This is a genomic window from Bradyrhizobium sp. USDA 4451, from assembly GCF_054822585.1.
Window position 1 is genome coordinate 7605868 of record NZ_JBTRCH010000001.1, and the last position, 24761, is coordinate 7630628.

Consider the following 24761-nt stretch of genomic DNA (forward strand, 5'->3'; position numbering starts at 1 on the left):
GCAATATAGTCATCCTGCGAGAGCGGGCCTACTCCCCTATTTCGCCTTTGCCGCATCGAGCGCCAGGTTGAGCGCAAGAACGTTAACGCGGGGCTCGCCGATCACGCCGGCAAGGCGGCCCTGGGTGTTCTGCGCCACCAGCTCGCGCACCGTATCCTCCGACATGCTACGCGCCTTGGCGACACGTGGCACCTGGAACAGCGCCGCATCCGGCGAGATGTCGGGATCGAGCCCGCTGGCCGAAGTGGTGACGAGATCGACCGGTACGCTGGCGGACGGGTTCTCCGCCTTCAGCTTCTCGACATCCTCCTTGACCCGGTCGTTCAGCGCCTTGCTGGTCGGGCCGAGATTGGAGCCGCCGGAATTGGCCGCATTGTAGGGCGCCGGCACGGTCTTGGAAGCATCGCTCGGATCGGGCGCCACCGTCGCCGATGGCCGGCCGTGGAAGTATTTATCCTCCTTGAACTCCTGCCCGATTAGTGCGGAGCCGATCACCTTGCCGTCCTTCTCGATCAGGCTGCCTTGCGCCTGCTTCGGAAAGATGACGCCGGCGATCGCCGTCATGGCGAGCGGATAGGCAAGGCCGGTGATCGCGGTCAGCAGCACCAGCACCAGGATGGCGGGACGGATTTCTCTGAGCATGATAGGTCTCCTAAGTCTCTTTCGTCATTGCGAGCGAAGCGAAGCAATCCATGGTTCGGCATAACGGATGGGTGGATTGCTTCGTCGCTTCGCTCCTCGCAATGACGGTTGTGGTTACGCCAGGCCCAAGGCGGCGACGATGAGGTCGATCGCCTTGATGCCGATGAACGGGATGATGATGCCGCCTAAGCCATAGATCATCAGGTTGCGGCTGAGCAGCGCGCCGGCGCCGACCGCGCGATACTTGACGCCCTTCAGCGCCAGCGGGATCAGCGCAATGATGATCAGCGCGTTGAAGATGATCGCCGACAGGATCGCGCTCTGCGGGCTCGCCAGGTGCATCACGTTCAGTACCTGGAGCTGCGGGTAGAACGCGAGGAACATCGCCGGGATGATCGCAAAGTACTTTGCGACGTCGTTGGCGATCGAGAACGTAGTCAGCGCGCCGCGGGTCATCAACAGCTGCTTGCCGATCTCGACCACCTCGATCAGCTTGGTCGGGTTGGAATCGAGGTCGACCATGTTGCCGGCCTCGCGGGCGGCCTGCGTGCCGGTGTTCATGGCGACGCCGACATCGGCCTGCGCCAGCGCCGGTGCGTCGTTGGTGCCGTCGCCGCACATCGCGACCAGCTTGCCCTTGGACTGCTCGTCGCGGATCAGCTTGAGCTTGTCCTCAGGCGTTGCCTGCGCCAGGAAGTCGTCGACACCAGCCTCGGCCGCGATCGCGGCCGCGGTCATCGGGTTGTCGCCGGTGATCATCACGGTCCGGATGCCCATCCGGCGCAATTCGGCGAAGCGCTCGCGGATGCCGCCCTTGACGATATCCTTCAGGTGCACGACGCCGAGCAGCTTGCCATCCTTGGCGACCGCCAGCGGCGTGCCGCCGGCCTTGGCGATCTCGTCGGCAATCGCCTGGATTTCGCGCGCCTCGGGGCTCATGTTCGCCGCGACCGCCCGGACGGTATTCCCGGAGGCCACCGTGCGCGGTGCGCCGCCGTCGACATAGGCGAGGATGGCGTCCACCGCACCCTTGCGAACCGACATTGCGCCGGCATCGATGCCGCTCATGCGGGTCTGCGCGGTGAACGGAACGAAAGTAGCATGGAGCTCATGCATGTCGCGGCCGCGGATGCCGTATTTCTCCTTGGCGAGCACCACGATCGAGCGACCCTCCGGCGTTTCGTCGGCCAGCGAAGCAAGCTGCGCCGCGTCGGCCAGGTCCTGCTCGGAGATGCCGCGGATCGGGCGGAAGGCGGTCGCCTGGCGGTTGCCCAGCGTGATGGTGCCGGTCTTGTCCAACAACAGCGTATCGACGTCGCCGGCGGCTTCCACCGCGCGGCCGGACATCGCCAGCACGTTGAAGCGCACCAGGCGGTCCATGCCGGCAATGCCGATCGCCGACAGCAGCGCGCCGATCGTGGTCGGGATCAGCGTCACGAACAGCGCCACCAGCACCACGACCGAGATCGAGCCGCCGGCATAGGCCGCATAGCTCGGGATCGTCACGGTGGCGAACACGAAGATGATGGTGAGGCCGGCGAGCAGGATGTTGAGCGCGATCTCGTTCGGCGTCTTCTGCCGCTCGGCGCCTTCGACCAGCTTGATCATGCGGTCGATGAAGGTCGAGCCCTGCGCCGCGGTGATGCGGACCCGGATCCAGTCCGACAGCACCTGGGTGCCGCCGGTGACCGCGGAACGGTCGCCGCCGGACTCGCGGATCACGGGCGCGGATTCACCTGTTATCGCCGCCTCGTTGACCGAGGCGACGCCTTCGATCACCTCGCCGTCCGACGGGATGTTGTCGCCGGCCTCGACCAGCACGATGTCGCCGACCTTCAGCGAGGTGCCGGGCACCATGCGATAGGTGCGGTCGGTACCGGTCAGGAGCTTGGCCTGGCTTTCGGTGCGGGTCTTCTTCAGCGATTCCGCCTGCGCCTTGCCGCGACCCTCGGCGACGGCCTCGGCGAAGTTGGCGAACAGCACCGTGAACCAGAGCCAGAGGATGATCTGGAAGGTGAAGCCGAGGTTGGCGCTGCCGGTGACGAGATCGCGCACGAAGATGACCGTGGTCAACGCGGCCACGACCTCGACCACGAATATCACCGGGTTCTTCGCCATCAGCCGCGGGTCGAGCTTGACGAAGGCCGATTTGATCGCCGGCACCAGGATCTTGGGGTCGAGCATGGTCGACGCCGTCACCTGCTTCTGCAGTCTAGTGGTTTCCATGGATGTCACTCCGGACAAATCAGATCAGAACAGGGTGTTGGCGTTCATGGCGAGGTGCTCGACGATCGGCCCGAGCGCCAGCGCCGGGAAGAAGGTGAGACCGCCGATGATCAGGATCACGCCGATGACGAGGCCGACGAACAGGCCGCCGGTGGTCGGGAAGGTGCCGGCCGAGGCCGGGATCGACTTCTTCTCGACCAGCGAACCCGCGACCGCCATCGCCGGCACGATCATGAAGAAGCGGCCGACGAACATCGCGGACGCCAGCGTCAGATTGTAGAACAGCGTGTTGCCGGTGAGGCCCGCGAACGCCGAACCGTTATTGCCGGTCGCTGAGGTGAAGGCATAGAGCACTTCGGTGAATCCGTGCGGACCGGCATTGGCCATCGAGGCCACCGCCGACGGCAGCACGACGCCGACCGCGGTCCAGCCGAGATACATCAACGGCAGCACCAGGATCGCGAGCATCGCCATCTTGACCTCGCGCGCCTCGATCTTCTTGCCGACATATTCCGGGGTGCGGCCGACCATCAGGCCGGCGACGAAGATCGCCAGCACGACGAACAGCAGCATGCCGTAGAGGCCGGCACCGACGCCACCGATGATGACCTCGCCGAGCTGCATGTTGATCAGCGGGATCATGCCGCCGAGCGCGGTGAAGCTGTCATGCATCGCGTTGACCGCGCCGCAGGACGCAGCGGTAGTTATCACGGCGAACAACGAGGACGCGACGATGCCGAAGCGGACCTCCTTGCCCTCCATGTTGCCGCCGATCAGGCCATAGGCCTGCAGGAGGGAGGTGCCGTTGGCTTCCGCCCAATAGGTGACGGCGACGCCAGCGACGAACAGGATACCCATCACGGCGAAGATCGACCAGCCCTGGCGCTCGTTGCCGACCATGCGGCCGAACACGTTGGTCATCGCCGCACCGAGCGCGAAAATCGAAACCATCTGTACCAGATTCGACAGCGCGGTCGGGTTCTCGAACGGATGCGCGGCGTTGGCATTGAAGAATCCGCCGCCGTTGGTGCCGAGCATCTTGATCGCGACCTGCGAGGCGACCGGCCCGAGCGCGATGGTCTGCTTGCCGCCCTCCAGCGTGGTGGCATCGACATAGGCGCCGAGCGTCTGCGGCATGCCCTGCCAGACCAGAAACAGCGTGTAGACGATGCAGATCGGCAGCAGCACATAGAGCGTGCAGCGCGTCACATCGACCCAGAAATTGCCGACCGTGCGCATCGACGAACGGGTGAAGCCGCGGATCAGCGCCATCGCCAGCGCGATGCCGGTTGCCGCCGACAGGAAGTTCTGGTGGGTCAGGCCAAGCATCTGGACCAGATAGGACAGCGTGCTCTCGCCGCCGTAGTTCTGCCAGTTGGTGTTGGTGATGAAGGAGATGGCAGTGTTGAAGGAGAGATCTTCGGCCACCGCGGTCTGTCCGGCCGGGTTGAACGGCAGCACCGCCTGCAGCCGCATCAAGCCGTAGATCAGCGCGAAGCCGCCGACATGGAACAGCAGCATGGCGACCGTGTAGGTCAGCCAATGCTGCTCGCGCCGCTCGTCGACGCCGCCGACCCAGTAAATGCCCCGCTCGATCGGGCGCAGCGCGGGCGAGAGGAAGGTATGCTCGCCGTTGAACACGCGGGTCATGTACCAGCCGAGCGGTTTGACCAGCGCGATCACGATCACGCAGAACAGGATAATTTGAATCCAACCGATGACGGTCATCGCGTCAAACCTTTCGAATGGGTGCGAAGCGCAGCAGCGACGCGAACATGCCGAGCAGCAGCCCGGTCAGCACCGCGTCGGCCAACAGAATTGTGCAAAGCGCTGACATCGACGGCCCTAGAAGCGTTCCGGCCGCAGCAGCGCGTAGGTGAGGTAGAACAGCAGGCCGAGCGAGACGAGGCCGGCGAGCGAGTAATCGAAGATCATCGCCGCCTCCGTTACAGCCGTTCGCAGGCGTAGGCGTAGCCGATGCCGGCCGCGAAGAAGCCGATCGCGAGCGCCGCCATGAGAATGTCCATCATGAGAGACTCCTATGCGTCCAGGGGCACGGGCGACGGTATAGGTGCTCCGCACCGGATCGCCGTGAAGTGCCATCCGGCGCATAGGTTTTCGAGATGTGACGCATAAGGACGTTATAGGAATCGTATAAGTGCCTCCGTAATCGTCGTCCCGGCGAGGGCGGGACGACAGCGAGGTCTTTATGGAATCCCTATATCTCCGCCCCTCGCCTCGTCTCGTTTTCAAATAGCACTCCGGCCATTTTGGGCCTGCGGCCAATGCTTTGGTCCGTAACCCAGGACGAGATGACGCGATGTCCGTGCTATCCCAAACCACCTCGACCGATCTCGGCGAACGGCTGCGCGACGCTTGCACTGTCACGGCCGAGTTCATGGCCGACATCATCAGCCAGACCTGCCGGCGCTTTCCCTCGGTCGGGCAGAGCGCCAAGACCTCGCGCGTCGAGCGCCTGATCCAGTCCGGCGCCTGGACCGATGCCGCGATCGCGCTGCTCGATCTCGAACTGCCGCAATGGCAGGTCCGCCGCCTGGTTTATGACGAAGGCGAGTGGCACTGCGCATTGTCGCGCGAGCGCGAGCTGCCCGATTGGCTCGACCAGTCGATCGAGACCCGCCATGCCGATCTCGCGCTCGCGATCCTCAGCGCGTTCGTCGAAGCGCAGCGGATCTCGGCGCCCGAGAATCGCACCAGCGTGCCGACCGTCCGCCGCGAGACCCGCACGCTGTACGAGCCGCTGTTCGTCGACAATATCGGCTGACGGCGGCGCAATCGTGAACGCGAAACAACTGCCACAGCAGCTGCAATCGTTCCAGGTCATGGTCCGGTTCGGCTTCCGGCTCGCCATCATGATCGGCTTTGCCATCTTTGCCGGCGCTGGGTTCGGCAAGGGCCTGGTCACGCTGCTGTGGATGTCGGCGCTGATCTGCGCACTCGTAGGCGTCGTCAAGCGCGAGGTACCGTTTGCCGCGAACCTCAATCATTGGGACGAAATGACCGCCTATGTCGCGCTGTGCGCGCTCGGCACCGGCCTGATCCAGGGTCTCTGAACCATACCCGAAAATCCTATGCCGCCCCTATGAAGTTGCTGTCCGCTCACGCTCGATTTCATATCCGGTAACACAGACATTGATCGCGTGAATTCCACCTCAAGGACCACGTCAGTGAAACTCGTCGAACCTCCCTCGTGTAGCGCAGCGTCCAGTATTGTCTTCATCGGCCGCAACCGCCGCGGCCAGTGGGTCGCCCAGCAGCAGAACGGCCTCTATGGGGGCCTGTTCGTCAACCGCGCTCAGGCGGTCAAATACGCGCTGTTCGAGAACGGCCAGCACCCCGAAATGATCGTCGAGCTGTCGCGTGAGATCGAGCTCGATATGCGCGGCGAGACCGCAAAGCTTCCCGCAAGCCGCGTGGCCTGAGCCACTCCCATGACTGCGAAAGCTGACACGGCCGATTGGCTGTCGGGCTTCATCCCGGATCTTCCGACCCCCTTCACCCACCGCGACGAGATCGATGCCGAGGCGTTCGGCCGGCTGTGCGAGCGCCAGATCGCGGCCGGCGCCACGGCGCTGGTGGTCGGCGAGACTGCGGGCGAAAGCGCGACGCTGGAGCCGGCTGAGCGCGTGCAACTGGTTCGCACCGCCGCCAATGTCGCGCGCAGGCGGGTCCGCATCATTGCCGGTGCCGGGTCGAATGCGACGGATCGAGCCGTCACCTTCGCGCAGGCCGCCGAGGCGGCCGGAGCCGACGTCATCATGTCGGTCGTGCCCTATTACAACAAGCCGATGCCGCAGGGCATGGCGGCGCATTTCCGCGCCGTCGCAGCGGCCACCACGCTGCCCGTGATCCTGCACGACATTCCGCAGCGGACGGTCAAGGGGCTTCCGGATGAGACCCTGCTCGGGCTCGCAGCAGTGCCGGCGTTCATCGGATTGCGAGACAGCAGCGGTGACGTCGCGCGCATGGTGCGCCTGCGCTCGCGTCTGCCGGCGACGTTCCGCATGTTGACCGGGGACGATGCATCATCGGTCGCCTGGCTCGCGGCCGGCGGCGACGGCTGCATCTCGACCGTGGCAAATATCGCACCCGATCTGTACGTGGCCGTTCACCGACATTTCCGCGCGGGCCGGCCATATCAGGCGCGTGAGTTGCACCAGCGCCTGGTGCCGCTCGCAACGTTGCTGGAGCGCGACCATCCCGCCGCGTTGAAGTTCGCGCTGGGTCTGCTGGGGCTCATCCAGCCGGCGACCCGGCTGCCGATCGTTCAGCTCGGCGGACCGGCGAAGGCCGAGGTCGCGCAGGCGATGGCCGGGCTTGCCGACGCGTATCTTGCAGCCGCGCGCTGAGATTTGCCAAAGCCATCGCAATGCACAATGAGATCAGTGCACGGGCCCGTGACACCGCGCCATATTGAGGTTCCCGGACGGCGCCCCATATCCACGGCAAGGGAGTGCTTGCCGTGCAGACCCTCAAGGCGGCTCTCGTTGTGGCGACCGTCCTGGTCGCCTTGGTTGCTTCCATCGGTCCCGGCGCAGCCGCGGACAACAACCGTCTTGCCCTGACCATTTCGATCGATGGCGCGATCGGCCCGGCATCGGCCAGCTACGTCAAGGACGGCCTGGCCAAGGCAACCGAGCGGCACGCCGAAATCGTCATCCTGCGCCTGAACACGCCGGGCGGTCTCAGCACCAGCATGCGCGAGATCATCACCGACGTGCTGGCCTCGCCCGTTCCCGTCGTCGGCTACGTTGCGCCCTCCGGCGCCCATGCCGCAAGCGCCGGGACCTACATCCTCTATGCGACCCATCTCGCGGCCATGGCGCCCGGCACCAATATCGGCGCCGCGACGCCGGTGCAGATCGGCGGCCCGCTGCCGGGCCTGCCGGGCAGCACCCCGGACAAGGGCGGCAAGGAGAAGGACGGCGGCAGCGTATCGGAAACCAAAGATGCCATGACGGCGAAGGTGACGAACGATGCCGTTGCCTTCATCCGCAGCCTCGCCGAACTGCGCGGCCGCAATGCCGACTGGGCCGAGAAAGGGGTCCGCGACGCCGCCACCCTCTCCGCCAACGCCGCATTGCAGGTCCATGTCATCGAATTCATCGCCCATGATACGGCCGACCTGCTCAGGCAGGTCGATGGCCGCACGGTGGAGCTTTCCCCCGGCAAGACGCAGCGCCTGGCGACCAGGGACGCCGTGATCGAGGCGATCGATCCCACCTGGCTCGCACGCGCGCTTGCGGTCGTCACCGACCCCAACATCGCCTTCGTCCTGCTGATGGTCGGCATCTACGGCCTGATCTTCGAATTCATGTCGCCCGGTGCCGTGGCGCCCGGCGTGGTCGGGACGATCTGCCTGCTGCTCGGCCTCTACGCGCTGAACATGCTGCCGATCAACTACGCCGGTTTTGCTCTGATGCTGGTCGGCATCGCGCTGTTGGCGATCGAGGCCTTCAACCCGACGGTGGTGATCGGCCTAGGCGGCATCGTCGCCTTCGTGCTGGGGGCTGCCATGCTGTTTCGGGTCGAGGCGCCCGGATACCGCTTGTCGTGGTCGGTGATCGGCATCGTCGCGGCGATGTTCGCAGGCCTCATTCTCGTCGTGCTCGGCGCGCTGCGCCGCGCACGCAACGGCCCACTCCGTGTTGGCGCACAGGCCATGCGCGGGCTGCCGGCCGAGGTGCTCGACTGGACCGGGACGACAGGTCACGTCTTCACCAATGGCGAGCGCTGGCAGGCGCGCGGCACCGAGGCATTCAAGGCCGGAGAGACGGTCGAGGTCGCCAACATTGTCGATTTGACGCTGGTGGTGCGGCGCGCGCCGGCCACCGCCGGCGAAGGAGGTAAAGCATGATGCTTGATTATTTCATCTATGCGGCGATCGCGTTGCTGATTATCGTCTTCCTGACCCAGGCGGTGCGCGTGCTGCGCGAATACGAGCGCGGCGTCATCTTCACGCTCGGCCGTTTCACCGGGGTGAAGGGTCCGGGGCTCATCATCCTGATTCCGGTGGTGCAGCAGCTGGTGAAGGTCGATCTCAGGGTGGTGGTCCAGGTGGTGCCGCCGCAGGATGTGATTTCGCGCGACAACGTCTCGGTCAAGGTCAACGCCGTGCTCTACTTCCGCATAGTCGATCCCGAACGCGCCATCATCAAGGTCAGCGACTACATGGCCGCGACCAGCCAGCTGGCGCAGACCACGCTGCGCTCGGTGCTCGGCAAGCACGAGCTCGACGAGATGCTGGCGGAGCGCGACAAGCTGAACGCCGACATCCAGGAGACGCTGGACAGGCAGACCGACGTCTGGGGCATCAAGGTCACCGGGGTCGAGATCAAGGATATCGACATCAACGAAACCATGGTGCGGGCGATCGCCAAGCAGGCCGAGGCGGAGCGGTTGCGGCGCGCCAAGGTGATCAACGCGATGGGCGAGCAGCAGGCGGCCGAGAAGCTGGTCGAGGCCGGCCGGATCCTGGCCCAGGAGCCGCAGGCGATGCAGCTGCGATATTTCGCGGCGCTGCATGACATTGCCGGCGAGCGCTCCTCGACCGTGGTGTTCCCGCTGCCGATGAATCTGCTCGAACACCTGACGCGACGAGGTGAACCGGCGACTTGATCGGAATCGCTAATGCCCGTGATGCTTGGCCCGCCAGGCCGGGCCCGGGCCGCGCATATAGTGCGCCTCGGGCCGGTACGTGCTGATCGGCTCCTCGCCGATCCAGGCGAGGAATTTGAGCAGCCCCTCTGCCGCGCTGCGCAGCAGCGAACGGATCGATGTCACGGCGCGCATCTCAGTAGTCCCACTTCTCGCCGAGCACGACCGGCGGGCGCGGATACCTTTCGGCATCGCCACCGGGCACGCCGGCATCGATGTGGGTCCGCACCCAATCGTCATGCCCGCGATGCAGCAGCAGCTCGTTGCGCAGCCGATGGATCTTGGCGGCAGCGATGGCGCGGTGAAGCGTTCTGAAGGCGAGACCGATCCGCCGGATACTCCGCCGGAACATCGCGGGCATCGCGCCGGCCGAACCGTGCGGCCGGGCATCGTGTACTTGGAGCAAGGTCATGTCCCACCTATCTGTTGGCGGCACGCGCGAGCGCCGCGTCACACCAGAAGATGCTGGGAAGGCCGTAGGAATTCGAGAGGACCCGTAGCCCTGTCGCATAGCCGCAGCATAAGCGGCCGCCGAAGGCGGCGGACGCATCGCAGCGATGCCGCAAATCGCAACATTACGGACAATTTTACCCTCAATCGGCAACGCGAGGGCCCGGTTTACGGTCGGCGGCAAGACCGGTAACCTCGCCCCCGATGCGACGTGGAGACGACCCATGCGGCCCAAAGATCAGACCAACTGGATGTTGACAGACGCGATCGAGGCGCTCGCCCGGGCGGAACGGTTGCACCAGAGTTTCCTGAACATCCACCCGCGCGCGGGCAGCAGCGAGCCGAGCTGGGAACCGCCCATGGACGTGATCGAGACCGAGCAGGAGATCCTGATCCTGGTCGCGCTACCCGGGGTCGATCCCGACGAGGTCGAGGCCGCGCTCGACGGCGGCACGCTGGTGATCTCCGGCCGCCGCACCTTGCCCGCCGAGCTCCGCAACGCCCGCATCCTGCGCCTCGAACTGCCGCAAGGCCGGTTCGAGCGCCGCATCGCGCTGCCGACGGGCCGCTACAGCATCAGCCGCTTCGCCGCGCATGGCTGCGTCGGCCTGCGGCTCGGAAAATCGAGCTGAGGGGATTTCGCCATGGCCGCATCAGACGTTTCAAGCCCGGCATCGAGTTCGACGCCAATCCCGAGCGATGCGACGATCATCGTCCCCGTCCGCAACACCGTGCTGTTTCCGGACGTCATCATCCCGATCACGATCGCGCGTGCGACCTCGATCGCCGCTGCCCAGCAGGCGGTGCGCGAGCAGCGGCCAATCGGCATCCTGCTGCAACGCGATCCCGAGACCAACGATCCCGGCCCGGACGGGCTCTACCGTGTCGGCACCGTCGCCAACATCGTGCGCTACATCACCGGCGCCGACGACAGCCATCATCTGGTCTGCCAGGGCGTGCAGCGCATGCGCGTGCTCGACTATCTGCCCGGCACGCCGTTCCTCGCCGCCCGCGTGCTGCAGATCCCCGAGCCCACCACCACCTCGCCCGAGATCGAGGCGCGCTTCCTCAATTTGCAGCGCCAGGCGCTGGAGGCCGCGCAATTGCTGCCGCAGACGCCGCCCGAATTGATCGCTGCGCTGCAAGGCACGACGTCGCCGGCGACCCTCGCCGACCTTGCGACCTCCTACATGGACATCAAGCCGGCGGAGAAGCAGGATATCCTGGAGACCATCGATCTCGTGGCGCGGATGGACAAGGTCTCGCGGCATCTCGCCGAGCGCATCGAGGTGCTGCGGCTGAGCCAGGAGATCGGCCAGAAGACCAAGGCGGTGTTCGACGAGCGGCAGCGCGAGGCGATCCTGCGCGAGCAGATGGCGACGATCCAGCGCCAGCTCGGCGAGGGCGACGGCAAGGCCGCCGAGGTCGCCGAACTGACCAAGGCGATTGTCGATGCCAAGATGCCACCGGAGGCCGAGGGCCAAGCGCAAAAGGAACTGCGCCGCTACGAACGGATGCCGGAAGCGGCGGCCGAAGCCGGCATGGTGCGCAGCTATCTCGACTGGCTGATCGACCTGCCCTGGAGCCTGCCGGAGGAGAAGCCGATCGACATAGCCGAAGCGCGCAAGATCCTCGACCACGACCACTATGGCCTGGAGAAGATCAAGAGCCGCATCATCGAATATCTCGCGGTGCGCAAGCTGGCGCCCGGCGGCAAGGCGCCGATCCTGTGCTTCCTGGGTCCCCCCGGGGTCGGCAAGACCTCGCTCGGCCAATCGATCGCGCGCGCGATGTCGCGGCCGTTCGTTCGCGTCTCGCTCGGCGGCGTGCATGACGAGGCCGAAATCCGCGGCCATCGCCGCACCTATATCGGCGCGCTGCCCGGCAACATCATCCAGGCGATCAAGAAGGCCGGCGCGCGCAATTGCGTGATGATGCTGGACGAGATCGACAAGATGGGCCGCGGTGTCCAGGGCGATCCGTCGGCGGCGATGCTCGAGGTGCTCGACCCCGAGCAGAACTCGACCTTCCGCGACAACTATCTCAGCGTGCCGTTCGACCTGTCGCGCGTCGTGTTCATCGCTACCGCCAACATGCTCGACGGCGTGCCGGGCCCGCTGCTCGACCGCATGGAACTGATCAGCCTGCCCGGCTACACCGAGGATGAGAAGCTCGAGATCGCCAAGCGCTATCTGGTGCGCCGCCAGCTCGAGGCCAACGGCATCAAGGCCGACCAGGTCGAGATCGATCCGGACGCGCTGCGGCTGATCATCAAGAGCTACACCCGCGAGGCCGGCGTCCGCAATCTGGAGCGCGAGATCGGCAAGGTGTTGCGCAATGTCGCGGTGCAGATCGCCGAGGGCAGCACCAGCCCCGTCACCATCGCGCCGAAGGACATCGTGGCGCTGCTCGGCCAGCCCCGGTTCGAGAACGAGATCGCGCAGCGCACCAGCATCCCCGGCGTGGCCACCGGGCTGGCCTGGACCCCGGTCGGCGGCGACATCCTGTTCATCGAGGCCTCGCGCACGCCGGGCAAGGGCGGGCTGATGATCACCGGGCAACTCGGCGAGGTCATGCGCGAGAGCGTGCAGGCCGCGCTGACCCTGGTGAAGGGCCGCGCATCCCAGCTCGGCATCGATCCTGCCGTGTTCGAGAAGAGCGACATCCACGTCCACGTTCCCGCCGGTGCAACACCGAAGGACGGCCCGAGCGCAGGCGTTGCGATGTTCACCGCCCTCACCTCGCTGTTGACCGACCGCACGGTGCGCAGCGACACCGCGATGACCGGCGAGATTTCGCTGCGCGGTCTCGTGCTTCCGGTCGGCGGCATCAAGGAGAAGGTGGTCGCCGCCGCCGCCGCGGGCCTGACCCGGGTGATGCTGCCGGCGCGCAACAAGCGCGACTACGACGACATCCCGGCCGGCGCCCGCGCCAAGCTCGAGTTCATCTGGCTCGAACGGGTCGACGAGGCAATCGCCGCTGCGCTGGAGCCCGCTAAGGCCACGTCTGCGGCGGCGGAGTGAGCGGCGGCGGATAACGCTCCGCGTTGATCATCTCGCCCGGGGCTCACCCCTCTCCCCAGCCCTCCCCCGCATCCGCCTTCGCCAAGAGGCTTCGGCGGACAAGAGGGGGAGAGCTGGGGAGAGGGGTGCCGCACGGCGTGCTCTCTCCACTCCATGTTCAGCGCCCTCGGAGCGGTGACGCTCAGCTCTTGCCCATGCAGTCTTCTATGTAGAACCAGCGATCGTCGCCGGTCAGGCCCTTCTGCTTCACCTCTTTGCGGCAGGCCTTCAGCTTGGGCTTGTTGGCGCTCCACTTCGCCTTCATGTCCTTCAGCTTCTGCATGGTGATCTTGACCTTCGACGGCTTGGCCTCGGTCGTGCTCTGGGCTGCTGCGGTGTTCAGCGAGCCGGCGAGAAGCAAGGCGGCCACAACGCAGCTTGCGGTACGAAACATGGCTGAAAATTCCCTTTGATTATCTGTTGAATTGAACATGCCGGCGCAGTCGCACGCGGGACGCAAGATGTCCCGCGCGCGACCGGTCTGCGATCAGAGGATTTTGACCGCGCTGAGCAGCGTCATGTAGACGCCCCAGGCCAGCGGAATGCCGACGAACAGCCAGAACAGCGCGGCCTTGGCGTCGAGCCCGCCAAACCCGATGCCGTAGGAGCCGTGCGGTCCGGCCGCCGCGGCGCTGGCGCTCGCATCCTGCAGCTTGGCGACTTCGGCGTCGCTCATGTGCCACTTCGGATCGACCGGCTTGATCAGGTAATTGCAGATCAGGCCGGCGATCAGCATGGCGCACAGGATGTACATCGTGGTGTTGTAGAGCTGGTCGCGCGGCACGCCGGCGGCCAGCTGAAATTCACGGATGTAGTTCACCACCACAGGACCGATGATGCCGGCGGTCGACCATGCCGTCAGCAGACGGCCATGGATGGCGCCGACGAACTGGGTGCCGAACATGTCGGCGAGATAGGCCGGCACGGTGGCGAAGCCGCCGCCATACATCGACAGGATGATGCCGAAGCCGAGCACGAACAGGAGCTTCGATCCCATTGCGGCAAAGGTCGGCGCCAAGGCGTAGAGCACGATGCCGAGAATGAAGAACGTGTAGTAGGTGTTCTTGCGGCCGATCTTGTCTGACAGCGATGCCCAGAAGAACCGGCCGCCGATGTTGAACAGCGACAGCAATCCGGCAAAGCCCGCCGCGATCGCGGCGATCTGCGCCTTCTGTCCGGCATCGAGCTGGTTGAAGCCGACATTGTGCAGCCCGATCAGCTTGCCCGCAAAGATCTCCTGCAACATCGGCGAGGCCATGCCGATCACGCCGATGCCGGCCGACACGTTGAGGCAGAGCACCCACCAGATCAGCCAGAATTGCGGCGTCTTGTGCGCGTTGTCGAGATGGACGTTTTTGCTCGAGATCATCGCGTTGGCTTTCGCCGGCGGCGTCCAGCCCTCCGGCTGCCAGCCGGCCGGCGGAATGCGGTAGCGGAACGCACCGATCATCATGAACACGAAGTAGATCGCGCCCATGGCGAGGAAGGTTTCCCAGACGCCGACCGAGGTCGGGGTCTTGAAATAGTTCATCAGCTTGTCGGCGAGCGGGGCGCCGATCATCGCGCCGCCGCCGAAGCCCATGATCGCCATGCCGGTTGCCATGCCGCGACGATCGGGGAACCATTTCACCAGCGTCGACACCGGCGAGATGTAGCCGAGGCCGAGGCCGACACCTCCGATCACGCCGGAGCCGAGCCACATCAGCCAGAGCTGATGCGTGTAGACGCCCAGTGCGCCGATCACGAGACCGCCGGCCCAGCACAGCGCGGCGACGAAGCCGGCCTTGCGCGGACCGACCTTCTCGAGCCAGCCGCCCCAGATCGCCGCGGAGACGCCGAGCAGCACGAAGAACAGCGTATACATCCACCCCAGGCTTGCGACCTTCCAGTCGCAGGTTGTGGTGAACAATTCCTGGACCAGCGAAATATCCGGGCACGCCTTCGGCGCGGTCAGCCCGATCGCGCGCGACAGCGGCAGCCAGAACACAGAGAAGCCGTAGGCCATGCCGATGCACAGATGGATGCACAGCGCGGCCGGCGGCACCAGCCAGCGGTTGAAGCCGGCGGTCGCGATCGTGTGTTCCTTGTCGAGGAAACCTGCGCCAGCCGCAGACACGCGTCCAGCGCTGCTCATCGTCGTCATTGTAACCTCCCCTGCAGCCGCCGTTACATCGGGCGCATCTGCGTCTTCGATCCCGTCTCAGCCCTTGCGGCAACCGTAGGCTCGGCTGCTCCGCACATTCCCTCGATGCGCCGGGACCAACCACGCGCATTGTCGGAAATGCTAACCCCCGATACGAACGGTTATGCCTGGCCGTGCAGCCCGACCAGGACGCAGGCCGGCCCTTGTCCGTCCAAATGCCCACGTCAGGGCACAGCTTCACCTGCACGACCCGGCGGAGATTATCAATTCGCGCAGAAGGGGAAATAGGTGTCGATAGGCAAAAGGTAGATATTCAGCTGCATCTAGCCCCTACGCGGCGATGCAGCATTCGATTTATCTATCGTTCCATTGATCTTCTGGATCAGGAAAACGATCCGGACATCACTGCGTTCGGTGATCTCGACCTTGTCGCCGGTCTCCTGGATCAGGGCCGGGATATCGATCACCGACAGCGGATCGGTGCAATGTACTTCGAGGAAATCTCCCGCCGTCACGCCCCTGAGCGCCTTGCGTGTCTTTAGCGCGGGCAGCGGGCATTTCAGGCCGGTGAGATCGAGCTTGGTCGTTGTCATGGTTCGACCATGGCGAAGCCGTCATGCATCGTCAACGCACCACCTGCTCAGCTTTCGACGGGCGCCGACGCATGCATATCGTCGATCGGGATCGCGGCGCGCAGCATCAATTCGGCAACATCCTCGGTGTCGTCGAGATGCACGACCGGCAGCGTGGTCTTGACGGCAACATCGCTGGCGATCCCGACCACGCGCTGGTCGTCGGGAAACAGCAGCGGCTTGCCGTTGGCGGCGCGATACACCTCGATCTTGTTGATCGGCTCGCGCTTGAAGCCCTCAACCACGACCAGATCGACAGGCGCCATCTTGGCGAGCAATTCCGGCAGCCGCGGCTCGGCGGCGCCGCGCAGCTCGTGCATCAGCGCCCAGCGCCGCGTCGAGGACACCAGCACCTCGGTCGCGCCGGACTGCCGGTGCACCCAGGAATCCTTGCCGGGCAAGTCGACGTCGAATTCGTGGTGGGCATGCTTGATCACGGAAACCCGCAAGCCCTGCCCGAGCAAATGGGGGATCACCCGCGACAGCAGGGTGGTCTTGCCGGCACCGCTCCATCCCGCGAGGCCAATCACTTTCATGCGCGTCTCCAAAGGCACTTAGCGTCCAATGCTGCTTATATCAGCGTTGAGCCCATGTCATGCCAGCCTGGGTGACGAGCGATTGGGTCCCCTAGTGGAGCGCCTTCGGAAGCTCGTGGAGCAGATGCGACCACAGCACGAGCGTGAATCTCGGCAACCGCCCGGTGGCGACGAGCAGCAAGGTGCCGACTGCCGCGATTGGGGCTCATCCCGTGGCTCGCTATCCTGCAGCGATCACCCGGCCCGCTGACCGACCGGCCGTCCCGGGCCTGGCAGGTCTTGCCGATCGACCCTCTCTGGCGGGTTTGCAGCGCACCCGCTTCCGCGGGCGTTGCGTGTCGGCTGCCAGCACTTCTTCCAGTGTCGTGTTCCTAAAGCGAAGCCTTCTGGACATCGCATCGCTCCCTGAACGGGTAGGAGCCCCATCAGTCGTTCAGCCACCGGCCCCGCGACCGGGTTCATGTCGGTGACCAGGGATAACCAGCGACGGAGCGCTTTGCTCCAGGAGAACAGTCGCCCTTCGCCCCACGTTACCGACCAACCGGCTATCCAGCGGATATACCTCGAAGTTTCCAATGCGCGGGACGGCCGGAACACGATAATGTGCAGCACTGGAGGATCATCCATGCCTCGCTCGCCTTCGATCGTGCCGCAGCAAGTCGACCGCGACACCTATCTGGTGCTGAACGATTTCGGCCGGCTTGGCCGTGCCTGGTGCGAAACCGAAGAGGAAGGCTCAGACCGGAAAACGCTGATCCGCCGCCTGCTGGATGACCAGTACAGCCAGCCGGTCCGCATCGTGGCCTTCAATACCAACGAGGGATGGTCGCGCGACGTCACGACCGATATCGCCGACGAGCTGCGGCGCCGTTTCGTCGAATACGATGAAGTCCCGAGTTCGGTGCGGCAGTTCGTGGAAACGGCCATGCGGCACTGAGCCGGATTGCCATGATCCAGCGCCGGCGGGCTCGAACCCCCACCCGAATCCAGATACCCCAATGAAATAAATGAGTTATTCGGCGGATCCCATGGCCGCCCCATAAGGCAATATTAACAGCATCTGCCTTACCTGTTCTCCCGGTCAACGGGAGATCCGATCAGTGCTCAATCGTGATGCTGTGCGAGACGCCACGGGCGCCAGGGACCGGGTCCTGGTCACCGCGATCTTTTTGGCGTCGGGCGCGGCATCCCTGATCCTTCAGGTGCTCTGGTTCAAGCAACTGCAATTCGTGCTGGGCAGCGCGACCGTCTCGGTCAGCGTCACGGTGGCAAGCTTCTTCTTCGGCCTCTCCCTGGGCAGCGCCCTCGGCGGCCGGATCGCCGACAAGGTCAGCCGCCCCCTAACGATCTACGGCTTTCTCGAACTCGCGCTCGCCGTCGTTTCCCTGGCGGTGACGGCGTTGCTGTCGCATTGGTCGACTTGGGTGGGCTGGCTGTCGCCGATGCTGGACCTGGAGTCGCCATTCCGGTTGCCGCTGATGGTGGCGCTGTCGCTCGCCATCCTGTCGCTGCCGACGATGCTGATGGGCGCGACCCTGCCCTTCCTGGTGAAATTCCTGACCCGCACGCAGACCGATTTGGCCAACCGCATCGGCCTGCTCTACGGCTTCAACACCCTGGGCGCCGCCATTGGCACCCTGACCGTTGGCTTTGTCCTGATGGGCCTGTGCGGCATCACGGGATCGAGCCTGGTTGCGGCGACGTTGTACCTCTGCGTCGGCGGCGTGGCCCTGCTGGTTGCGCGCAGCGCAAGCCCGATCGTTGCGGTCGCGGCAACCACGCCGGTGCCAACCGCCGCGCCGGCACACGACAGGACGTCGATCCTGATCGCGATCTTCGCATGCTCCGGTTTTGTCTCGATCGCCTATGAAGTGGTCTGGTTCCGCTTCCTGACCAATATCAGCACCTCGAGTGTCTACGCATTCTCAGGGATGCTCGGCGTCTACCTGCTGGGGCTGGTGATCGGCGCCCTGATCTGCGCCAGGCTGCTCGCCCCGCGCAAGGATCAGTTGCTGCGATACTTCGCCGTCACACAGCTCTTGATCGCAGTTGCGGCCACGCTGACCGTCGCAATCCTCGGCAAGGCGCGCACCGTCGGCGTAACACTGTCGCCGATCGTATCGGGCCTCTTGCCGGTCCAGGTGCAGGAGCTGCTGGGCGGTGACGTTCCATTCTTCCTCATTTGTGCCATTGCCCTGTTGCTGCCGACCACGCTGATCGGCATCAGTTTTCCGCTGGCCAGCGAACTGACCGTGATGCAGATGAGCGCGCTCGGTCGCAGGATCGGCACGCTCTACGCCTTGAACACGATCGGCGGCGTGCTGGGCTCGCTGGCGGCGGGGTTTCTCCTGATCCCCTATCTGGGCAGCCAGGGCGCGCTCACCGCATTGATCGTCCTCAACGTCCTGCTGTTTGTTACGACGACTTTGTCGCAACCGGATCTTCTGAAACAACGCACCCTGTGGCGGCAGGGAGCGATTGCCGCCAGCGTCATCGCCGCATCGCTGCTGCTGCTCACCCCGCATTATCTGCAGCGGGTGCTGACCGCGATCGAAGGCGGCGATGTCCTCGAATTGCGCGAAACCAAGCAGGCGACTTTTGCGGTGGTCGAGTATCGCGAGAAGGCGGCGGGCACCTATCAGCAGCTGGTGGTGAATTCGAAGAGCTACGCCAACAATCGCCCCGAGGGCCGGCGCTACATGGCCGCGATGGGCCACTATCCGATCCTGCTGCACCAGGGCCCGGTCGAAACCGCGGTCGTGATTTGCATCGGGACCGGAACCACGGTGGGCGCGATCAGCACCCACCGGGAATTGCAATCCATCGACGCGGTCGATCTGGCCTCGACAGTGTTCGAAGTCGCGCCGCGTTTCGTGCCGATCAACAAGCAGTTCCATCAGAACCCCAAGGTCCATCAGATCGTGGCGGACGGGCGCCACTTCCTGCTCGGGACCAAGGAAAGCTTCGACGTCATCACTCTCGAGCCGCCGCCGCCGCACGACGCCGGCGTCATCAACCTCTACACCGAGGAATTCTATACGCTGGCAAAGCAGCGGATGCGCCCCGGCGCCGTGCTCGCGCAATGGGTGCCGCTGGATTTCAATCGCGGCATCCTGCCGAAGATGATCCTCAAGGCCATGATGGGCCAGTTCAAGCATGTCTCGCTGTGGCTGCCGTCCAGAATGGAAGGCGTGGCGATCGCCTCCGACGAACCCCTGCAGATCGACCCGCGCACGCTTGCGATGCGGATGTCAAAGCCCGGTGTGGCTGACGATCTGACGGCAAACGGCCTGGGCGAGCCCGAGGATTTTCTGGCGACATTCATCGCCGCCGATGCAAAGCTCGCAGCCTTTGTCGGGGACGTGCCGACCCTGACCGATGATCGGCCGCGCCTCGAATATTACAACTGGTATCCGCTGAGCCCGATCAGCGTCGATGAATTGAAGCGACTGCGCGAACCGTTGGAAGCCTATCTCGCCGGCACGCGCATCGACGAGGCCCGCCTCAACACCGCGCGCACCGTCGCCAATGCGATCCTGGATGAGCACAAGGCCAGCGCTGACGGCGACGCCTCCGCCGCCCGCGCCGCACTTCGCCTCGCCGTCAAGCTCGACCCCGACAATTCCTATGTCGGCTTCCTGGACCGCAAGCTGCACGAGTGAGGCCGCCTCGGGCGGAGTCGCGAATTGCTGAACAATGCTGCAATGACGAGTCCCACTCACAACGAGCGCTGCGGCGTATGGGTCCCGGCCTTCGCCGGAACGACGGCGGTGGATCTGGCGCCGCGCGCCACTACGCCGGCCTGAAGCCCGCCTTGGTCAACGCGGCCCGCCCTTCCTCCGACGCCAACGCGTCGAGAAACGCCTGCACCGCGGGCCGCCGCTTGCGCGCCGTGACCAGCGCGAAGTCGTAATGCTCTTCGGCGAGCGGAATGAAGCCGAGCCCGGAGGCTTCGGCGACCGGCGCAATCGTCATGCCCCAGTCGGCGCGATGCTGCGCTACCGCGGCCGCAACCGCATTGTGCGAGCGCGGCTGATTCCAGTAGCCGTCGGGCCGGCTGCCACCCAGCAGGCGATCGATCAGGATGCGGGTGCCGGCGCCCTGGTTGCGGTTGACCATGATGCAGGCGGGATCGGCGAGCGCGGCGCGCACCGCCTCCTCCGCACTCAGGCCGGCAAAGCGCGCATCGTCCTTACGGAACACGATGCCCTGCATGCGCCGCCAGCCCGGCACCAGTTCGAGGCCGTCGGCGAGATACGGCGCGTTGTAGGTCTCGGTCTTGTCGTCGAACAGATGGATCGGCGCGAGATCGCATTCGCCGCGCTTGGCAGCTGCAAGCCCGCCGAGGCTGCCGACCGCGATCGAACGCACCATAAGGCCTGCATGCGCCAGCGGTGCGGTGACGAGATCGAGCCCGGTGCAATGGCTGCCGACGATCACAAGATCGGGCACCCGCACATGCGGCGTGAACAAGATCACCTCGGCGTCGCTGCCGGCCGCCAGTTGGTCGGCCAGCGCCTCGATCTTCAGGAAGCCGTCGGCTTGCGCGAACGAGGTGATCGCGCCCGAACCCTTGCCGCTCGGATAGGCGATCAGGCCGTCGGCGCCTTCGACCAACGACACCATCACGAACTCGGTGCGGCCGAGTTCGGAGGCGATGCGCACCGGCACCTTCGCCGCGACCTTGGCATCGGACCGTGGCGGCAGGCCGGCCATCCGCCGCAGCGTCGGCACGATCATGTCGTGGAAGGTGAACATTGCCGAGGTTGGGAAGCCCGGCAGGATCACCACCGGCTTGCCGTCGCAGACCGCAAGGCACAGCGGCTTGCCCGGCTTCAGCGCCACGCCATGCGCGACGATGCCGGGCTTGCCGAGCTTTGCGATGACGCGATGCGAGACGTCGCCGGCGCCCTTCGAGGTGCCGCCCGACAGCACCAGCATGTCGCTGTCCGCCAGCGCCTTGCGCATCGCGGCCTCGAGCATCGCCTCATTGTCCGCGATCGCGCCAAGGAACGACGCGTCGCCGCCATTTTCGGCGATCGCCGCGGTAACGATCGCGCCATTGGTGTCGTAGATCGCGGCCGGCCGCAGCCGCTCACCCGGCTGCACCAGTTCGTCGCCGGTCGAGAGGATCGCAACGCGCGGACGGCGCACCATGGCGACTTCGGCGATGCCGCAGGCCGCGAGCATACCGATCTCGCGCGAGCCGATCATCGTTCCCGCGCGCAACAGCGCCTCGCCGCGCGCGATGTCGGAGCCGGCGTAAGACACAAACTGCCCGGGCGACGCCGCGCGCCGGACCTCGATGGCATCCTTGCCGGCCGGCTGGGTGTGCTCGACCATCACGATCGCATCCGCACCGCGCGGCACCGGGCCGCCGGTCGCAATCGCGGTCGCGGTGCCCGGCAGCACCGGCAGGGCCGGCGCGGTGCCGCACGAAATGGTCTCGCCGTTCAGCGCGAGTTGCACCGGCGCGCCCTCGCCGGCGCGCGCAAGATCGGCGGAGCGTACGGCAAAGCCGTCGACATTGGAGCGATCGAACGGCGGCACGTCGATCGGCGCCACCACGTCCTCCGCCAGCGCACGGCCGAGCGCATCGGCGAGCAGCCGCGTCTCGGACGGCATTTGCCGCGGGAACAGCGCTGCCTCGAAGTGCGCGATGGCTTCCTCGCGCGACAGGATGGTCAGGAACTGGTCCTGCTCGACGGACGGGTTTGGTTTCGGCGTGAACGGTTGGGTCATCTCGGGAACTCACTCCCGCAACATATAGGCATCGACGACCGTGCCCGCAGCGAAGCCTTCCGCGGAGCCGGGCACAATCAGCAGGGCTTCGGCGCGCGCGATGGCATCGAGCGACAGGTCGGCGATCGCAAGCGCAGCCCAGTGGCTCTGCCGACGCGTCAGCAACACGACCTCCGCCATACCGACGCCAGAGGCGATCTTGCGTTCCAGCGGCAGCGCCAGGGTCTTGCGCGGCTGCCGGCCCGACAGGCGGTCAAGCACGGGAAGCGCGACTGCCCACCAGGCCGCGAAGGCCTGATCCGGCGCGCCCGGCAAGGCGATGACCGGCGTCGCGTCGATCCGGCCGGCTGCCGCAGTCCGCCCGGGTTGCAGGGCAATGCCATGCGCGATCAGTGTCCCGCGCGTCGCCAGCGCATTCACCGCCGCATCGGTGTGACCGACGCCGGTGCCGCCGATTGTGGCGATCAGATCGCAGCCTGCGGTATCGAGCGCGTCTGCGATCGCCGCCATATCTGGCGCCACCTCGGTGCAGACGATTTCGGCGCCCGCGAGGCGCGCGGTGTCCGCGATCAGCTGTGCGGTCAGCTCACCGTTCGAGATATTGACGATGCGCAGCCGCGGCCGCCGGACGCGCAACATCTCCAGCCCGGCCGCGCGCGCGAGCAGCAAACCGCGCGGCAGCAGCGGCTCTCCCGCAGCAAGCACGTCGCGCCCCGCCGCAATATCGCTGCCGGCACGCCGGACGCCCTGCCCCGGGATCGCCTCAGTGAGCACCTGCGGCAGCGGACCGGAGATGTCGACCGCATCGGCGTCGACCACGCAGTCGGTGCCGTCGGGCATCGTAGCACCTGCCTCGACCCAGACCGGGAGTTCGGCCAGCGGCAGCGGCGCATAGGAGGACGCGCCGACCAGATCATCGGCGCGCAGCGCCCAACCGTCGCGGGCCGCGACATCCTGCGGCGGATAGGAGCGCAGGGCCGGCATCTCGGCGGCAATGCAGCGCAAGGCATCGGCCGGCGGCAGCTCGACCGGCTCGACCGGCACAAGGTCGCGCAGCATGGCAGCCAGCGCCGTATCGAGCGGGGTAAGCGAAGCCGGAAAGCGCTGGGCAGTGACCATGGCCCGCTATGGACCGAATCGGCCCCGAAAGAAACCGCCTCGCGCCCGTCCGCCGCTGCGTCATTAGACCGATGGCGCGTTGACGCGGACCCCAAACTAGTTGCAAAAGAAACCGATATAACCGGGTTCCAGAGGCCCGGGACAATCATAATGGCCAATGCGCCAGTTCAGGAGGGAGACAGAATGAACGCCACCAGAGCGTTTTCAAGCGAAGTGGATACCGGTTCGCGTAAAGAAGACGCGTCAAAACAAAAATCTGGAGCCCGGCTCCGATTCAATCGGAGCGGAAATGGCTCCAGACTCGCCATGTTCGGGACGCTCGCAGCCGCGCTGCTGGCCTCCTCGGCCGCATCGGCGCAGGTATCCGATGACATCGTCAAGATCGGCGTGCTGACCGACATGAACGGCCCGGCCTCGACGCCGACCGGACAGGGCTCGGTGACCGCCGCCCAGATGGCGGTCGACGATTTCGGCGGCAAGGTGCTCGGCAAGCCTGTTACGGTGATCGTCGGCGATCACCAGCTCAAGCCCGACATCGGCGCCACCATCGCGCGGCGCTGGTACGACGTCGATCAGGTCGACCTGATCGTCGACGTGCCGGTCTCGGCGGTCGGCCTCGCGGTGCAGAACATCGCCAACGAGAAGAAGAAGCTGTTCATCACGCACTCGACCGGCGCGACAGATTTCCACGGCAAGTTCTGCTCGCCCTATGCAATGCAGTGGGTGTTCGACACCCGCGCACTCGCGGTCGGCACCGCACAGGAGGTGGTGAAGCGCGGCGGCGACAGCTGGTTCTTCATCACCGACGATTACGCGTTCGGCCACTCGCTGGAGAAGGACGCCTCCGCGATCGTGACCAAGAACGGCGGCAAGGTGCTCGGCGCGGTGCGGCCGCCGTTCGCGACACCCGATCTGTCATCCTTCATCCTGCAGGCGCAGGCCTCCAAGGCCAAGATCATCGGCATCGCCGGCGGACCGCCGAACAACACCAACGAGATCAAGACCGCGGCCGAGTTCGGCGTGTTTGCCGGCGGGCAGCAGATGGCGGCGCTGCTGGCGCTGATCACCGATGTCCACTCGATCGGGCTGTCGGCCGCCCAGGGCCTGTTGCTGACCACCTCGTTCTACTGGGACATGGACGACAAGACGCGTGATTGGTCGAAGCGCTATTTCGCCAAGATGAACCGGATGCCGACGATGTGGCAGGCCGGCGTGTACTCCTCGGTGACCGCCTATCTGAACGCGATCAAGGACAGCGGCACTGACGATCCGCTCAAGGTCGCGGCCAAGATGCGCGAGAAGCCGGTCGAGGATTTCTTCGCCCGCAACGGCAAGCTGCGCGAGGACAATTTGATGGTGCACGATCTCTGGCTGGTCCAGGTCAAGACCCCGGCCGAGTCGAAATATCCATGGGACTATTACAAGATCCTGGCGAAGATCTCCGGCGAGGACGCATTCGGCCCGCCGGACCCGGCGTGTCCGATGGTGAAGAAATAAGATGGGCAGCGGTCATTCCGGAATGGTCCGAAGG

General features: G+C 65.5%; 23 protein-coding genes. 11 read left to right on the plus strand and 12 right to left on the minus strand.

Annotated features, from left to right (window positions below):
- Nucleotides 1–36: 36 nt before the first annotated feature.
- The 4 genes from ACVMB0_RS35630 to ACVMB0_RS35645 all read right to left on the minus strand — a co-directional run bounded on the left by ACVMB0_RS35630 (nucleotide 37) and on the right by ACVMB0_RS35645 (nucleotide 4803).
- The gene (locus ACVMB0_RS35630) at nucleotides 37–642 is read right to left on the minus strand and encodes a K(+)-transporting ATPase subunit C (protein ID WP_461349184.1); all 606 of its coding nucleotides are present in this window, start codon (nucleotides 640–642) and stop codon (nucleotides 37–39) included.
- A 114-nt stretch (nucleotides 643–756) separates the two neighbouring features.
- Nucleotides 757–2868, minus strand: a complete 2112-nt coding sequence (gene kdpB / locus ACVMB0_RS35635; protein ID WP_461349185.1) for a potassium-transporting ATPase subunit KdpB — start codon at nucleotides 2866–2868, stop codon at nucleotides 757–759.
- A gap of 24 nt (nucleotides 2869–2892) precedes the next feature.
- Nucleotides 2893–4596: a potassium-transporting ATPase subunit KdpA gene (gene kdpA, locus ACVMB0_RS35640; protein ID WP_461349186.1), complete on the minus strand. Its 1704-nt coding sequence runs from the start codon at nucleotides 4594–4596 to the stop codon at nucleotides 2893–2895.
- 117 nt (nucleotides 4597–4713) lie between these two features.
- Nucleotides 4714–4803, minus strand: a complete 90-nt coding sequence (locus ACVMB0_RS35645) for a K(+)-transporting ATPase subunit F (protein WP_016846764.1) — start codon at nucleotides 4801–4803, stop codon at nucleotides 4714–4716.
- A gap of 385 nt (nucleotides 4804–5188) precedes the next feature.
- Here ACVMB0_RS35645 and ACVMB0_RS35650 point away from each other — a divergent pair, with 385 nt between their 5' ends.
- The 6 genes from ACVMB0_RS35650 to ACVMB0_RS35675 all read left to right on the plus strand — a co-directional run bounded on the left by ACVMB0_RS35650 (nucleotide 5189) and on the right by ACVMB0_RS35675 (nucleotide 9507).
- On the plus strand, nucleotides 5189–5653 hold the full coding sequence (locus ACVMB0_RS35650; RefSeq protein ID WP_461349187.1) for a hypothetical protein: 465 nt from the start codon (nucleotides 5189–5191) through the stop codon (nucleotides 5651–5653).
- Between the two features lie 13 nt (nucleotides 5654–5666).
- The gene (locus tag ACVMB0_RS35655; RefSeq protein ID WP_461349188.1) at nucleotides 5667–5942 is read left to right on the plus strand and encodes a hypothetical protein; all 276 of its coding nucleotides are present in this window, start codon (nucleotides 5667–5669) and stop codon (nucleotides 5940–5942) included.
- 114 nt (nucleotides 5943–6056) lie between these two features.
- Nucleotides 6057–6311: a hypothetical protein gene (locus ACVMB0_RS35660; protein WP_456753202.1), complete on the plus strand. Its 255-nt coding sequence runs from the start codon at nucleotides 6057–6059 to the stop codon at nucleotides 6309–6311.
- Between the two features lie 9 nt (nucleotides 6312–6320).
- On the plus strand, nucleotides 6321–7238 hold the full coding sequence (gene dapA / locus ACVMB0_RS35665) for a 4-hydroxy-tetrahydrodipicolinate synthase (RefSeq protein ID WP_461349189.1): 918 nt from the start codon (nucleotides 6321–6323) through the stop codon (nucleotides 7236–7238).
- Nucleotides 7239–7351: 113 nt separating this feature from the next.
- Nucleotides 7352–8746 (plus strand): NfeD family protein, encoded by a 1395-nt coding sequence (locus tag ACVMB0_RS35670; protein ID WP_461349190.1) that lies wholly within the window; start codon nucleotides 7352–7354, stop codon nucleotides 8744–8746.
- Nucleotides 8743–9507: a slipin family protein gene (locus ACVMB0_RS35675; protein WP_461349191.1), complete on the plus strand. Its 765-nt coding sequence runs from the start codon at nucleotides 8743–8745 to the stop codon at nucleotides 9505–9507. Before ACVMB0_RS35670 ends, ACVMB0_RS35675 begins: the two co-directional genes overlap by 4 nt.
- 9 nt (nucleotides 9508–9516) lie before the next feature.
- On the opposite strand, the gene ACVMB0_RS35680 is transcribed toward ACVMB0_RS35675, so the two are convergent.
- On the minus strand, nucleotides 9517–9681 hold the full coding sequence (locus tag ACVMB0_RS35680) for a hypothetical protein (protein WP_456753198.1): 165 nt from the start codon (nucleotides 9679–9681) through the stop codon (nucleotides 9517–9519).
- 1 nt (nucleotide 9682) lies between these two features.
- Complete coding sequence (locus ACVMB0_RS35685; RefSeq protein WP_456753197.1) at nucleotides 9683–9958, minus strand: hypothetical protein; 276 nt, start codon at nucleotides 9956–9958, stop codon at nucleotides 9683–9685.
- 262 nt (nucleotides 9959–10220) lie between these two features.
- Between ACVMB0_RS35685 and ACVMB0_RS35690 the strand changes: the two genes are divergently transcribed.
- Entirely contained in the window at nucleotides 10221–10628 is a 408-nt protein-coding gene (locus ACVMB0_RS35690; RefSeq protein ID WP_456753196.1) for an Hsp20/alpha crystallin family protein, read from the plus strand.
- A gap of 12 nt (nucleotides 10629–10640) precedes the next feature.
- Complete coding sequence (lon, locus tag ACVMB0_RS35695) at nucleotides 10641–13019, plus strand: endopeptidase La (protein WP_461349192.1); 2379 nt, start codon at nucleotides 10641–10643, stop codon at nucleotides 13017–13019.
- A gap of 181 nt (nucleotides 13020–13200) precedes the next feature.
- Here lon and ACVMB0_RS35700 read toward each other — a convergent pair whose 3' ends face one another.
- The 4 genes from ACVMB0_RS35700 to mobB all read right to left on the minus strand — a co-directional run bounded on the left by ACVMB0_RS35700 (nucleotide 13201) and on the right by mobB (nucleotide 16369).
- Nucleotides 13201–13452 (minus strand): hypothetical protein, encoded by a 252-nt coding sequence (locus ACVMB0_RS35700; RefSeq protein ID WP_461349193.1) that lies wholly within the window; start codon nucleotides 13450–13452, stop codon nucleotides 13201–13203.
- 93 nt (nucleotides 13453–13545) lie between these two features.
- Nucleotides 13546–15201 (minus strand): OFA family MFS transporter, encoded by a 1656-nt coding sequence (locus ACVMB0_RS35705; RefSeq protein WP_461349194.1) that lies wholly within the window; start codon nucleotides 15199–15201, stop codon nucleotides 13546–13548.
- Between the two features lie 323 nt (nucleotides 15202–15524).
- Complete coding sequence (locus tag ACVMB0_RS35710; RefSeq protein ID WP_461349195.1) at nucleotides 15525–15794, minus strand: sulfurtransferase TusA family protein; 270 nt, start codon at nucleotides 15792–15794, stop codon at nucleotides 15525–15527.
- 47 nt (nucleotides 15795–15841) lie between these two features.
- The gene (mobB, locus tag ACVMB0_RS35715) at nucleotides 15842–16369 is read right to left on the minus strand and encodes a molybdopterin-guanine dinucleotide biosynthesis protein B (RefSeq protein ID WP_461349196.1); all 528 of its coding nucleotides are present in this window, start codon (nucleotides 16367–16369) and stop codon (nucleotides 15842–15844) included.
- 625 nt (nucleotides 16370–16994) lie between these two features.
- Here mobB and ACVMB0_RS35720 point away from each other — a divergent pair.
- Nucleotides 16995–17306: a hypothetical protein gene (locus ACVMB0_RS35720; RefSeq protein ID WP_456753190.1), complete on the plus strand. Its 312-nt coding sequence runs from the start codon at nucleotides 16995–16997 to the stop codon at nucleotides 17304–17306.
- A gap of 163 nt (nucleotides 17307–17469) precedes the next feature.
- Nucleotides 17470–20031, plus strand: a complete 2562-nt coding sequence (locus ACVMB0_RS35725; protein WP_456753189.1) for a fused MFS/spermidine synthase — start codon at nucleotides 17470–17472, stop codon at nucleotides 20029–20031.
- Nucleotides 20032–20161: 130 nt separating this feature from the next.
- Here the strand turns inward: ACVMB0_RS35725 and ACVMB0_RS35730 are convergent, their stop codons facing one another.
- Together ACVMB0_RS35730 and ACVMB0_RS35735 are read right to left on the minus strand one after the other, a co-directional pair.
- On the minus strand, nucleotides 20162–22111 hold the full coding sequence (locus tag ACVMB0_RS35730; RefSeq protein WP_461349197.1) for a molybdopterin biosynthesis protein: 1950 nt from the start codon (nucleotides 22109–22111) through the stop codon (nucleotides 20162–20164).
- A gap of 9 nt (nucleotides 22112–22120) precedes the next feature.
- Nucleotides 22121–23230, minus strand: a complete 1110-nt coding sequence (locus ACVMB0_RS35735) for a molybdopterin-binding protein (protein WP_461349198.1) — start codon at nucleotides 23228–23230, stop codon at nucleotides 22121–22123.
- 306 nt (nucleotides 23231–23536) lie between these two features.
- On the opposite strand from ACVMB0_RS35735, the gene ACVMB0_RS35740 reads away from it, so the two are divergent.
- On the plus strand, nucleotides 23537–24727 hold the full coding sequence (locus ACVMB0_RS35740) for an ABC transporter substrate-binding protein (RefSeq protein WP_461349199.1): 1191 nt from the start codon (nucleotides 23537–23539) through the stop codon (nucleotides 24725–24727).
- Nucleotides 24728–24761 lie beyond the last annotated feature (34 nt).